General features: G+C 69.6%; 13 protein-coding genes. 6 read left to right on the top strand and 7 right to left on the bottom strand.

Going from position 1 to position 12,636, the window contains the following annotated elements:
- On the top strand, window positions 1-618 hold a 618-nt coding region (locus tag STRIP9103_RS36190; RefSeq protein ID WP_048821610.1), incomplete at its 5' end, for a S1 family peptidase.
- A gap of 165 nt (window positions 619-783) precedes the next feature.
- Here the strand turns inward: STRIP9103_RS36190 and STRIP9103_RS50945 are convergent.
- Together STRIP9103_RS50945 and STRIP9103_RS36185 are read right to left on the bottom strand one after the other, a co-directional pair.
- Window positions 784-945, bottom strand: a complete 162-nt coding sequence (locus STRIP9103_RS50945) for a hypothetical protein (protein WP_181800300.1) — start codon at window positions 943-945, stop codon at window positions 784-786.
- Between the two features lie 90 nt (window positions 946-1,035).
- Window positions 1,036-2,208: an ROK family transcriptional regulator gene (locus STRIP9103_RS36185; protein ID WP_048821609.1), complete on the bottom strand. Its 1,173-nt coding sequence runs from the start codon at window positions 2,206-2,208 to the stop codon at window positions 1,036-1,038.
- 182 nt (window positions 2,209-2,390) lie between these two features.
- Between STRIP9103_RS36185 and STRIP9103_RS36180 the strand changes: the two genes are divergently transcribed.
- Genes STRIP9103_RS36180 through STRIP9103_RS36165 form a run of 4 tightly spaced genes read left to right on the top strand, consistent with a single transcriptional unit; the run spans window position 2,391 to window position 6,846 of the window.
- Window positions 2,391-3,290 (top strand): carbohydrate ABC transporter permease, encoded by a 900-nt coding sequence (locus STRIP9103_RS36180; protein WP_009331309.1) that lies wholly within the window; start codon window positions 2,391-2,393, stop codon window positions 3,288-3,290.
- Window positions 3,291-3,315: 25 nt separating this feature from the next.
- A complete protein-coding gene (locus STRIP9103_RS36175) occupies window positions 3,316-4,263 on the top strand; it encodes a carbohydrate ABC transporter permease (RefSeq protein ID WP_009331303.1) in 948 nt (315 codons plus the stop codon).
- A gap of 10 nt (window positions 4,264-4,273) precedes the next feature.
- Entirely contained in the window at window positions 4,274-5,617 is a 1,344-nt protein-coding gene (locus STRIP9103_RS36170; RefSeq protein ID WP_009331292.1) for an ABC transporter substrate-binding protein, read from the top strand.
- A gap of 29 nt (window positions 5,618-5,646) precedes the next feature.
- The gene (locus STRIP9103_RS36165; protein WP_048821612.1) at window positions 5,647-6,846 is read left to right on the top strand and encodes a Gfo/Idh/MocA family protein; all 1,200 of its coding nucleotides are present in this window, start codon (window positions 5,647-5,649) and stop codon (window positions 6,844-6,846) included.
- Window positions 6,847-6,877: 31 nt separating this feature from the next.
- On the opposite strand, the gene STRIP9103_RS36160 is transcribed toward STRIP9103_RS36165, so the two are convergent.
- Window positions 6,878-7,573, bottom strand: coding sequence for a L,D-transpeptidase family protein (locus STRIP9103_RS36160; protein WP_009331300.1), 696 nt, complete (start codon window positions 7,571-7,573; stop codon window positions 6,878-6,880).
- A 133-nt stretch (window positions 7,574-7,706) separates the two neighbouring features.
- Here STRIP9103_RS36160 and STRIP9103_RS36155 point away from each other — a divergent pair, with 133 nt between their 5' ends.
- Complete coding sequence (locus tag STRIP9103_RS36155; RefSeq protein ID WP_048821608.1) at window positions 7,707-8,192, top strand: carboxymuconolactone decarboxylase family protein; 486 nt, start codon at window positions 7,707-7,709, stop codon at window positions 8,190-8,192.
- Between the two features lie 104 nt (window positions 8,193-8,296).
- On the opposite strand, the gene STRIP9103_RS36150 is transcribed toward STRIP9103_RS36155, so the two are convergent.
- From STRIP9103_RS36150 to STRIP9103_RS36135, 4 genes are all read right to left on the bottom strand, one after another.
- A complete protein-coding gene (locus STRIP9103_RS36150; RefSeq protein WP_009331298.1) occupies window positions 8,297-9,091 on the bottom strand; it encodes an aminotransferase class IV in 795 nt (264 codons plus the stop codon).
- A gap of 35 nt (window positions 9,092-9,126) precedes the next feature.
- Complete coding sequence (locus STRIP9103_RS36145) at window positions 9,127-10,311, bottom strand: FAD-dependent monooxygenase (RefSeq protein ID WP_009331285.1); 1,185 nt, start codon at window positions 10,309-10,311, stop codon at window positions 9,127-9,129.
- Complete coding sequence (locus tag STRIP9103_RS36140; RefSeq protein WP_009331294.1) at window positions 10,308-11,930, bottom strand: class I adenylate-forming enzyme family protein; 1,623 nt, start codon at window positions 11,928-11,930, stop codon at window positions 10,308-10,310. The genes STRIP9103_RS36145 and STRIP9103_RS36140 overlap by 4 nt, the downstream gene beginning before the upstream one ends.
- A 3-nt stretch (window positions 11,931-11,933) precedes the next feature.
- The coding region (locus STRIP9103_RS36135) for an AMP-binding protein (protein ID WP_048821607.1) at window positions 11,934-12,636 on the bottom strand (703 nt) is incomplete at its 5' end.

Genomic DNA, 12,636 nt, shown 5'->3' with positions numbered 1-12,636 from the left:
GTGGTGGCCGTCGGTGACGGACGCGGGGTGCGCATCACCTCCGTCGGTGAGGCGGCGGTCGGCCAGCGGGTGTTCCGCAGCGGCAGCACCAGCGGCTTCCGGGACGGCGAGGTGACCGGCCTCGACGCGACGGTCAACTACCCCGAGGGCACGGTCACCGGGCTCATCGAGACCACCGTGTGCGCCGAACCCGGCGACAGCGGCGGCCCGCTGTTCTCGGAAGGTGTGGCCCTCGGCGTGACCTCGGGCGGCAACGGCGACTGCCAGGAGGGCGGCACCACGTTCTTCCAGCCCCTGACCGACGCCCTCGACGACCTCGGCGTCCAGCTCGCCGGCCTCCCCCAGGCCACCCAACCGACCGCCGCCACCTCCGCCCCGGCGTCGGCCCCCGGCTCCCAGGGCGCGGCCCCGGGCGCCGTCCAGCCGGGCGCCCTGGAGCCCGTGGAATCCGCCGGCGCCGCCTCCGACCTCCTGGACCGTCTGGCCGACCCCCGAAACATAGGCCCCGGCATGCTGGTGATCGCCGGCAGCCTGGTCGCCCTGGCAGCCACCCGCTTCATCCGCACAGAACAGGACAGGGCGGCCTACCGCCGCCAGTACTCACAGAGCTGGGGCTGAGAAAGAGAGAAGAAGGGGGCGCGTCCTGAGACAGGACGCGCCCCGCGCCTCTCCAGGGGCGCGGGGCTGTGTTGAAGTTGCGGCTACCGCCGCGTGGGCGCGACCAGCCACGCCCAACCCGCAGCCGGCCGCCTACAGAACCCGGCAGACGATCCCCGCGTCACCTCACTGGGCCGCGGCCCACTCCAGAACCAGCCGCTCGTACTCGCTCCGCTGCTCCCGGTTCAACATCCCACCGCTCCGAAACCAAAGGGCCCGGATCTCCTCGTTGACCTCGGCGGCAGTTCGTACCGTTCTTTCCAGGACGACATCAGAGCTAGTGGACATGCTGTAAACCATATGACCTCGAACGTGAAGCCGACGTGAGTAAAGGTCCCACTTCAGACATTACGGACCGTGAACCTGATCACTCTGCGCTTACGCCCCCGTTTGGGACTCCGTCTCCCCGAGCACAAGCACCTGAATGGCCAGCACGGCGGCCCCCCGAGCCCAGTCATGGAAGTCGGAGACCTTGGTCTCCAGCGGAACCGGCGCGGCCAGCGGATGCCGATTCGCTCGGATCGCCTCGTCCACCGCCTTCCCGGCCACTTCCATGAGCCCGACCCCCTCCCCCGCGAGCAGGATCTTCTGCGGCATCACGAAGTTGGAGATCTGGGCCACGAGGGTGCCCAGCGCGCGCCCCGCCTCGTCGACGACGCGCGCCGGCATGGGCTCACCGGCGGCGGCCCGGGCGAGGACCTCCTCGTACGTGACCTCGCGCCCGGTGGCGGCCTGGACCTGGTAGCGGATGCTGGGGATGCTCAGCATCGAGACGGCGCTGCCGCGTTCGCCGTCGGGGGTGAGCGGCCCGGAGGGGTCCACGATCCAGTGGCGGCCGAACCCCCGGTCCTCCTCGGCGCACGACACCCGCTTGCCGCCCAGGACGAGCCCGTACCCGATGCCCGCGCCGATGGTGAGGACGACGAAACGGTCGAGTCCGCGCCCCGCGCCGAACCAGGTCTCGGCCTCGACGAGCGCGGCGACGTCGTTCTCGACGACCACCGGCAGCCCGGTGCGTTCCTCGACGAGTTCGGCGAGCGGTACGTCCCGCCAGTCCAGGAACGGTGACTCGCCGACGACCGCCCGGTGCTCGACGAGGCCGCCGACCCCGATGCCGATACCGGCGAGCGAGGGGTGGGTGCGGGCGAGTTCGCCGGCCATGTCGGCGAGTTGGTCGGCGACGCGCTCGGGGTCGTGCGTGGTGAGCGGGCGGTCGTACCGGGTGACGATGTCGCTCCTGAGGGTGGTGACGACGCCGTACACCATGTCCTCGGTGATCTTGAAGCCGATGAAGGAGCGGGACTCGGCGACGATGTCCAGCGGCTGAGAGGGGCGCCCCTGCCGGGTCTCGGGGAGGGCTGCGCCCTCCGCGGTCTCGATCAGCAGCCCCGACTCGATCAGCGGTTTCGTCAGCCGGGTGAGGCTGCCCGCGGAGAGGCCGAGGCGCCGGGCGAGCTCGGTGCGCGAGAGCGGCCCGTGGACGAGCACCTCGATCGCCACCGCGCGTTCCCCGGGACTGAGCGGCAGCCAACTGGCGGCGAGTGCGGTCATGGAGGTCAGGCTCCCACATGTGATTTCTTTTGCAATGGAAGTAACTAGTCCACCTTAGATCAGGATCTCCTCCTCAAGGAGACCCTCAACAGATGTTCGTCAGGCTCTTGACGCAAGAATTATTTCGCGACAAAAGTAAGTGACCCAGGCCTTGAGGCAGAGCCGCCGATGAGGGAGCCACGATGACCATCGCCTCCAGCAGTCCACCGATCCGTCGGCGAGGTGACGGCGTACTCGCCGCCGTGTTCATCGCCCCGGCGATGCTCGGCTTTCTGGTGTTCCTGCTCTGGCCGACGCTGCGGGGCATCTATCTGAGCTTCACCCGCTTCAACCTGCTCACCCCGGCGGAGTGGGTGGGGCTCGACAACTACGTGCGGATGGTCAACGACCCCATCTTCTGGGACTCGCTGACGGTCACCGTCGAGTACGTGGTGATCAACATCGGTGTGCAGACCGTCGCCGCCCTCGCCATCGCCGTACTGCTGCAACGGCTGACGCAGTCGGCCGTGCTGCGGGGCATCGTGCTCACGCCCTATCTGATGTCCAACGTGGTCGCCGGTCTGGTCTGGCTGTGGATCCTGGACACCCAGCTCGGCATCGGCAACGAGATCATCGGCGCCCTCGGCGTCGACCGCATCCCGTTCCTCGCCGACGAGACCTGGGCCATCCCCACGATCGCCCTGATCAATGTGTGGCGGCACGTCGGCTACACCGCGCTGCTTCTCTTCGCCGGTCTCCAGGCGATCCCGAACGACGTGTACGAGGCGGCCAAGGTGGACGGCGCGAGCGAGTGGCGGATGTTCTGGCGGGTCACCATGCCGCTGCTGCGGCCGGTGCTGGCGGTCGTGCTGATCATGACGGTGATCGGTTCGTTCCAGGTCTTCGACACCGTGGCCGTGACCACGGCGGGCGGCCCCGCCAACGCGACCAACGTGCTCCAGTACTACATCTACGGCTCCGCCTTCGGCCGCTTCCAGTTCGGCTACGCCTCGGCGATGTCCGTCGCCCTGCTGGTCGTGCTCAGCGCGATCACCGTCCTGCAGTACCGGCTCACCAGGGCCGGCCAGAGCGACCTCGGCTGACGGAAGGACGGAGGGAGACACCGACATGGCCACCCTGACCACACCGGCGGCGCCTGCCGCACCCTCGACGACACAGCCGACCGTACGACCGACGAGACGCCGCCTCTCCATCGGGCGGGCCGCCGCCTGGACCGTGCTGGGGCTGATCGTCCTCATCACCCTGCTGCCGTTCTACTGGATCCTGCGGACCTCGCTCTCCACCAACGCCGGGCTCAACGCGGACCCCGCGAACCCGCTCCCGGTCGATCTCACCACCAGCGGCTTCGAACGGGCCCTCGGGCTCCAGTCCGCCGAGGAGGCGATCGCGCAGGGCGGCGCGGGCGGCGGGCTCGACTTCTGGCGGTATCTGCTCAACTCGGTGATCGTCTCGACCCTGATCACCGGCTGTCAGATCTTCTTCTCCGCGATGGCCGCCTACGCCTTCGCCCGGCTGCGCTGGCGGGGCCGGGACACGGTGTTCGGGCTGTTCCTGGCCGGGCTGATGGTGCCGACCCTCTTCACTCTGCTGCCGAACTTCGTGCTGATCAAGCAGCTCCACCTGGTGGACTCGCTGCTCGGCATCGCCCTGCCGAGCCTGTTCATGACGCCGTTCGCGGTGTTCTTCCTGCGGCAGTTCTTCCTGAACATCCCCCACGAGGTCGAGGAGGCGGCGCTGCTCGACGGGGCGGGGAAGGTCCGCATCTTCTTCCGGGTGATCCTGCCGATGGCGTCCACACCGATCATCACGCTCTCCGTGCTGACATACATCACCTCCTGGAACGACTACTTCTGGCCGCTGATGGTCAGCTACAGCGACAGCTCGCGCGTGCTCACCGTGGCACTGGCGATCTTCCGGGCGCAGACCCCGGCGACCGGCGTGGACTGGTCGGGCCTGACCGCGGCGACCCTGATCGCCGCGCTGCCGATGCTGGTGCTGTTCGCCTGCTTCGCCCGCCGCATCGTCAGCTCCATCGGCTTCACCGGGATCAAGTGAGGGAACGACCATGCGACTTCGTACGTTGACCGCACTGGCCGGAGCGCTGACGCTGTCCCTGGTGTCGGGCTGCGCGCAGGGCGACGGCACCGGGGCGTCCGCGAACACGGTGACGTACTGGCTGTGGGACGCCAACCAACTGCCCGCCTACCAGGCCTGCGCGAAGGGCTTCGAGAAGGAGAACCCCGGACTGAAGGTGAGGATCACCCAGTTGGGCTGGAGCGACTACTGGACCAAGCTCACCGCCGGGTTCATCGCGGGCACCCAGCCGGACGTGTTCACCGACCACATCCAGAAGTTCGGCCAGTTCGCCGATCTGAAGGTGCTGGAGCCGCTGGACGACCTCGGCATCGACGACTCCGACTACCAGCCGGGGCTCGCCGCCAACTGGATCGGCCAGGACGGCCACCGCTACGGCGCCCCGAAGGACTGGGACACCGTCGCGCTCTTCTACAACGAGAAGATGGCGAAGGACGCCGGTCTCACCGCAGAGGAGCTGGGCGACCTGGAGTGGAACCCGAAGGGCGGCGGCACCTTCGAGAAGGCCATCGCCCACCTGACCGTCGACAGGAACGGCAGGCGGGGCGACGAACCCGGCTTCGACAAGGACAACGTCAAGGTGTACGGCCTCGCCAGCAACGGCGGCGGCTACGCCGACGGGCAGACACAGTGGAGCCCCTTCACCGCCTCGGCCGGGTGGAGCTACACGGACAAGGCGCGCTGGGGCACGAAGTACCAGTACGACAGCGAGACCTTCCAGTCCGTGATCAAGTGGTACTTCGGCCTGGCGGAGAAGGGCTACATGGTTCCCTTCTCCGACTACAACGTCCAGTCCAACCAGGCCAACACCCAGGTCGCGGCGGGCAAGGCCGCCGCCACCTTCGACGGCGCCTGGATGATCTCCACCTATGACGGCTTCAAGGGCATGGACATCAGGAGCGCCGTCACTCCGATCGGGCCCACCGGCAGGCGCGCCACCATGATGAACGGCCTCGCCGACTCCATCAGCAAGGCCTCCAAGAACAAGGCGGGCGCCCGGAAGTGGGTGAAGTACCTGGCCTCCGACAAGTGCCAGACCGTCGTCGGCAGGTACGGGGTCGTCTTCCCCGCCACCCCGGCCGGCACCGAGGCCGCCGTCGCCGCCTACGGGAAGAAGGGCATCGACGTCTCGGCGTTCACCGAACCCGTGGCCGACAAGAAGAACTTCCGGACCTTCTCCTATCCGATCACCAACTACGCGGCGGACGTCACGGCGCTCATGCAGCCCGAGATGGAGGCCATCTACGGCAACGGCAAGCCGGTGAGCGGCCTCGACGAGACCAACGACCAGATCAACCTCATCCTCTCGCAGTGATCTCTCGACCAGTGAAGGGCATCCCCTCCATGACGTTCTCCCTCGGCATCGTCGGCGCCGGCCAGTTCTCCGGCCAGTTCGCCACGCTGTTCCACGCCCACCCGGGCGTCAGTGACGTCTATGTCACCGATCTGCTGCCGGAACGCGCGGAGCGACTGGCCGCCGCCCAGGGCCTGGCCGGCACCTTCCCCTCGTACGAGGCGATGCTGGAGTCGAAGGCGGTCGACGCCGTGGCGATCTTCACCCAGCGCTGGACGCACGGGCCCCTGGTGCTCCAGGGCCTGAACGCCGGCAAGCACGTGTACTCCGCGGTCCCCATGGCGATCACGACGGAGGAGATAGCGGCGATCATCGACGCGGTCAGGGCGACCGGGCTGACGTACATGATGGGTGAGACCAGCCAGTACAACCCGGCGACCGTGCACGCCCGCGACCAGATCGCCGAGGGCGCCTTCGGGCGGCTCTTCTACGCCGAGGGCGACTACGTCCACGACATGGATCTGGGGTTCTACGAGGCGTACCAGTACAGCGGCGGCGAGAACTGGAAGGCGACCGCGAGCTATCCACCGCTGCTGTACCCGACGCACTCGGTGGGCGGGGTGCTGGGCGCCTGGCAGACGCACGCGGTGAGCGTGTCGGCGATCGGAGTCGTGGACGGGCGCGGGGACGGGGTGTTCGACAAGGAGGTCAGCCAGTTCGGCAACGACTTCTCCAACGCGACCGCGCTGTTCGAGGTGGCGGGCGGCGGTTCGTTCCGTACCAACGAGTTCCGGCGGGTGGGCTACCCGTCCCACATACGGGAGTCCCGTTTCCGCTTCTTCGGCACCGAGGCGAGCATGGAACAGCTGGCCACGGTGGCGTTGTGGCAGGACAAGAAGGGCGTGAAGGACATCAGCGAGCTGCTTGAGCCCAAGCCCACCATGTCTCCCGACGATCCTTCCCTCCAGCACATCGCGCCGGAGCTGCGGGCCGCCTTCACCTCCGGCTCGGCGCCGGTGCACGACCGGTCGCGGCTGCCGCGGGAGTTCGACCATCTGCACAACGGACACGAGGGCAGCCACCACTTCCTGGTGGACGACTTCGTGACCGCCGTGAACACCCGGACGCTGCCGTCGGTGAACGCCTGGGTGGCGGCCCGCTACACCCTGCCGGGCATCGTCGCCCATGAGTCCGCGCGGCAGGGTGGGGTGCGGCTGGAGATCCCGGACTTCGGGGACGCGCCGCAGTGACGTTTCGGTGAGGGGGAGCCGGGTGCCCGGATCAGGTGCCCGGCTTGCGGCCGTACACATAGACGTCGTCGCCGTTCTTCAGCAGCGACCAGTACTTCTTGGCGTCGGTCTTCGTCATGTTGACGCAGCCGTGGGAGCCGGGCGGGTTCCACACGCTGACGCCGACGGAGTGGAAGGCCTGGCCGCCGTCGAAGAACTGGCTGTAGGGCATGGGGACGTGGTAGATCGACGAGACGTGGTCGATGTGCCGCCAGTAGATCTTCTTCAGACCGGTGCGGGTCTCGTAGCCGTCGCGGCCGGTGCGCACGGGCACGGGCCCGTAGACGAGCTTCTTGCCGTCCTGTATCCAGCTCAGCTGGAGGGTGAGGTTCACGCAGGCTATGCGCCCCTTGTTGGTCGGGCACTTGCCCGCCTTGTTGGGGTTCTTGCCCACGGCCTTCTGCTTGTTCATCAGGTCCATCACGCCCCAGGTGACGGATCCCGCGTAGCCGATGTTCGGCGTGATGCCGTGCTTGGTCTGGAAGGCCCTGATGGCCTGGCAGTCGGTGGCCGACTGCTTGCCGTCGACGGGCCGGCCGAGGAACTTCTCCACCTGCTTCTGGTACGGCCCGGTCTGCGTCGTGCAGCTCGCCGCCTGCGCGGGCGCGGTGCCCACCGCGAGTGCGAGCGGTGTCAGCAGCCCGGTGACGGTGAGTGCGATCGCGCCTCTTCTACCGATGTCCCCCATGGGATTCTTTCCCTTTCATACGCTTTGCTGGTTCCGTCTGCCTAGACACCGCTCGGGGCTCGGTGGTTGTGGTGTGGGTCCCGTTGAGACGAAACAGTTACACGGCGAGAATTTCGGATATAGAGTTCTCCCCATGAGCAACAGCGATTCCATATCTCGCGTGGCCCTGAAGAAAATCACCCCCGATGTGTCGAGCGCGATGGGTTCCCTGCACGCCGCCGCCGTTTCCGCGGCGCGCGACGCGAAGGTCGAGCCGGAGCTTCTCGAACTGATCCGAATTCGCGCCTCCCAGATCAACGGCTGCGCGTTCTGCCTGGACATGCATACGAAGGACGCCCGCGCCCAGGGCGAGACCGAGCAGCGGATCTACGCGCTCAACGCCTGGGAGGAGACGCCTTTCTTCACCGCCCGCGAGCGCGCCGCGCTGGCGTTGACCGAGGCGGTGACGCTGGTCCACGACGGGCGGGTGCCGGACGCGGTCTACGCGGCAGCCGCCGAGGTGTTCGACGAGGAGCAGATCGCGGCACTGATCTGGGCGGCCACCGTGATCAACGCGTACAACCGGATCGCCATCGCGACACGGATGGTTCCGGGGGCTTATCAGCCCGCCCAGAAGTAGACCGAAAACTCTTCGGGAAAAGCTCTCGATCGATAATTCAGAAACGCCGAATTGCGCCGGGTCGTCTTGAATGCGGCCCGGCGCCGGCCTGTTTTTATATTGGTTCAGTTGTCGGGCAGTGGCTCCATGAGGCCGTCCAGCCATTTCCGCCATTCCGGGGCGTGCACGGCCCGGCCGGCGGCCATCGGGCGGCCGGTCCAGGCGACGACCGGGCGGATCCCGTGCAGGGCGTTGACGAGCCACACCTCGCGGCCCTCCAGCTCACCCAGGGAGCGTTCCCGGTGGGCGACCCGCACGCCGAGGTCGGCCGCCCGGTCCTGGATGAGCCCCACGGTCACCCCGGCGAGCAGCGGGAAGTGCTCCGGGGGCCGGCAGAGGGTGTCGCCCTCCCACCACAGCACGCTGTTGCTCGCCGCCTCCAGGACCAGCCCGGAGGGTGCGATCAGCACGGCCTCGTCGGCGCCGACGCCGGACGCCCGGCCGCGTACCCGGGCCAGGGCGTCCAGGTCCGGGCCCTTGCGGCGGGGAACCGTACGCGGGTCCAACTGGCCGGCCGCCCAGACCCGCACGTCGGCCGTGAGGGGCGGGGCGGGCCGCAGCAGGAGCCTCAACTCCAGTGATCCGGCGGCGAGTTCCACTCGGGGGAACCACTCCCCCGTGCGCGGCAGCGCGGCGGTCATGTCCCTCAGGAACTCGACGACCCGGGCCAGGGGCGGCGCTCCGCACTCGCCACAGGCCCGCAGGAACCGCTCCCGGTGCCGGTCGAAGGCGCGTACCCGTCCGTCGCGCAGCAACCACGAGTCCGCGGCGAGCAGGCGTCCGCCCTGCGCAGGGCCGGGGGACAGGCCGCGATCGGGCGACCAGATCGACAGACCTTCCGCGATGGCGGGTTGTGTCACTCAGCACTCCTGATGGTCCCGATGGTCCTGCCGGTTCAGTACTTGCGGCCCGCCACGGCCGGGGAGCCGTGCCGGGGCCCGTAGGGCGCGTGTTCCAGCCAGGCGCCGCACCCGGGCACGACGGGCGCGAGGGCCGCCGCCGCACGCTGCTTGACACGGACGATACGGCGCCGGGGCCGCAGATGGTCGAGGGCCGTGCCGGCGGCGGCGCTGTTGAACAGGGCCGCCGAGCGCCGGACCTCGGCGAAGGAGGTGACCGCCTCCGGTGTGCCGTCGGCGATCGCCCGGGCCGCCGCGGCGGCGTCCGCGATACCGCTGTTCATGCCGCGGGCCCCGAACGGCGGGAACAGATGGGCCGCCTCGCCGGCGAGCAGCACCCGGTGGTGCGGGTCGGTGAAGTCGGCGGCGACCATGCACAGGAAGCGGTATGTGGACACCCACAGGATCCGCTCGCCGTATCCGTCGCCGACGACCTCCGGCAGCCAGCGCCGTACGGCCTCCTCGGTGCCGAACTCCTCGGCCGCGTCGTCGTCGCGGCACTGCAGGTCGAGCTGGAAACCGCCGGTGAACGGCACCCGCATGACGCTGCGACCACCGAGCCCCGGGTGCTCGTAGTGGAAGACGCGCTCCAGGGGCAGTTCGGCGCCGGGGAGGTCGGCGATGTCGGCGACGACGTGGAAGCCGTCGCCGTGGGTGCCCTGGAGGGGGATGCCGAGTTCGCGGCGTACGGCGGAGCGGGCGCCGTCGGCGGCGACGGCGTGGGTGCCCGTCCAGGTACGGCCGTTGTCGTCGGCGAGCGTCACCCGGTCCGGGGCGGTGCGTACGCCGGTCACCCGGGCGTCCCACACGAACTCCACCCCGGCCTGCTCGCAGGCGGCGAGCAGGAAGCGCTCGGTGTCGACCTGGCGGAGGCTGGTGAAGGGCGGGGTCCCGGTGGGCGGCGGGAAGGTGCGGCAGTACACCTCGCGGCCACGGTAGAGGGTGCGTTTGGTGTGCCAGGTCCGCCCGTAGGCGGCGATCTCGGCGGCCAGTCCCGGACGCATCCCTTCGAGGAGTTCGAGGGTCTCGCGGTGCACGAACAGGGCGCGGCTGCCCGGTCGTTCGCGGCCCTCGGGGTCGGCTTCGAGCAGGACGACGGGGAGGCCGTGGGCGCGCAGGGCGAGGGCCGCCGAGAGGCCCACGGGGCCGGCGCCCACGACCAGGACGGGGGTCGTCGTCATGCGCGGACGCCCTCGGCGAGCATACGGGTGATCTCCACCCGTTTGACCTTCCAGGTGGACGTCATCGGCAGCTCCTCGAACCGCCACTGCCTGGGCTCCGCCATGGCCGGCAGGTCGGCGGTGGCCTCGCGCCAGCGCTCGGGGTCCAGGGGGCGTTCGCCGCGTACGCACACCACGGGGACGGGTTCGCGGTCGGCGCCGGGCACGATGACGACCTCGCGCAGCTCCTCCAGGCGGGACATCAGGGTGTCCTCGACCTCCAGGTTGCTGTGCACGGAGTCGATCTGGTCGATCTCCCGGTCGATGAGGTAGAGGGCGCCCCAGCGGCTCTGGTAGCCCATGTCGCCCATCTGCCACCAGCCGCCGTCGAGTTGGCGCAGGTAGCGCTCGCGGGCGCCGAGGTAGGTGAGGATACGGCCCCGGGTGCGGGCCTCGATCCGGCCGGGGATGCCGGGGCCGACCCGTCGGCCGGAGTCGTCGGCGACGCGGACGCGGGTGAAGCCGGGGATGCCGATCCCGACCCGGCGCCCGTCCGCGCGGGCGGCGCTGCGCCGGGTGAACCACTGGAAGGCGACCGGGCCCGTCTCGCTCTGCCCGTACAGCTGGATCAGCCACGGCGAGCGCCGCTTGGAGGCGTCGAGGAGCCGCTGCACCGTACGGGGGTGAATGGCGTCGAAGGTGGAGCCGTACGAGCGGACCCGGGACAGCGGTGCGCCGGGCGCGTCGGCCAGCTCCTCCCACAGCACGAAGGTGTTGGGGTGGGTCTCGACGATGCCGGGACGGTGGCGGGCCAGCAGCGGGCCCACGTTCGACGGTTCCGGGTCGATGATGAGGACGAGCGGGCTGCCGAAGTGCAGCAGGACGCCGAGCAGATGGTAGAAGCGCGAGTGCACGAACGACATGTGCAGCGCGGCGGTCTCGCCCCGGGTGGGCCAGCCCATCGCCTTCTGCGGGACGAGCCGGTTCCACATGGTGTTCGGGCAGTGCACGGCCAGCTTGGGAACGCCGGTGGTGCCCGAACTGTGCGTGATCAACGAGGGGTCACGAGGGTGGAGGCGGACGGCTGCCGGGGTCGCGGCACCGGCGTACTTCTGCAGCGGCTCGGCGCCGGGGGCGTCGTCGACGGAGAGGGTGCGGCGGACGAGGCCGGTGAGGTCGACGCCCTTCAGGGGGCCTTCGAGCTTGGCGCGGTCGGTGATCAGCCAGGGCTTGTGCAGGCGTTCGAGGAGCTGTCCGACGACCGGGCCCGCGAGGCCGGGCGACAGCAGTACGGGGACGGCGCCGATACGGGAGACCGCGCAGGTCAGCAGCACGATGTCGACGTTGTCCGTCTTGTGGACGACCACCTCTTCGGAGGGGCGGACGCCCACTTCCCAGAGACGGCCGGAGAGTTCGTCGACCAGATCGGCGAGGGTGGTGTAGCTGAGGTCGGTGCCGACGTCGGGGTTGACGTCGAGGGGCCGGTCGAGGGTGACGAAAACATGCCCGTGGCGGTCGGCGGCCTCTCTGAGCATGGAGCCCAGATAGAAGCCGCGACCGGCGAGTGCGGGCTGGCGAGCGGCCTGCTGCTGGTCTCGCATGGTGCCCAACCTTTCTGGGGGGACGATGGTGTCGGCCATGGCTCACCACGCTCCTTGGCGGACGAGGTGCCGGCGGAGCTTGCCGGTCGCGGTGCGGGGCAGTGTGGGCACGAAGCTCACGCTGCGGGGGACCTTGAAGGCGGCCAGCTTGTCGCGGGCCATGCGGATGAGTTCGGCCTCCAGGCCCACCGCGATGGGGGGTACGGGGATGACGAAGGCCCGCAGCTTGCTGGCGCCGCGCTCGTCGGTGACGGCCACGACGGCGACGTCCCGGACCGCCGGGTGCGTGCGCAGCAGGGCCTCCACCTCCAGCGGGGAGACGGTGATGCCGCCGACCATCTCCATGTCGTCGGCCCGGCCGAGGTGCCGGTAGGTGCCGTCGGGTTCACGGCGGGCCCGGTCCCGGGTGGCCAGCCAGCCGCCGGCGAAGGCACGCCCGGTCTCCTCGGGCCGGTTCAGATAGCCGGGGGTGACCGTGGGTCCGCGTACCCAGAGTTCGCCGGTCTCGCCGTCGGGTACCGGGTTGCCGGCGCGGTCGCGGAGCTCGACCTCGAAGCCGGGCACGGGGCGACCGACGGTGCCGGGGTGGTTGTGGTCGAAGCTGTTGGCGCAGAAGGCGTGTCCGGCCTCGGTGGAGCCGATCTGCTCCAGGACGGGGGCGCCGAGCAGCTCCGTGACCTGCTTGCCCAGTCCGGCGGGCATGCCCTCGCCGGCCGACACCGCCGCGCGCACCGAGGCGAAGCAG

Source organism: Streptomyces ipomoeae 91-03, from assembly GCF_000317595.1.
Lineage (GTDB): Bacteria > Actinomycetota > Actinomycetes > Streptomycetales > Streptomycetaceae > Streptomyces > Streptomyces ipomoeae.
This window is presented reverse-complemented; position numbering and strand designations above follow the sequence as displayed.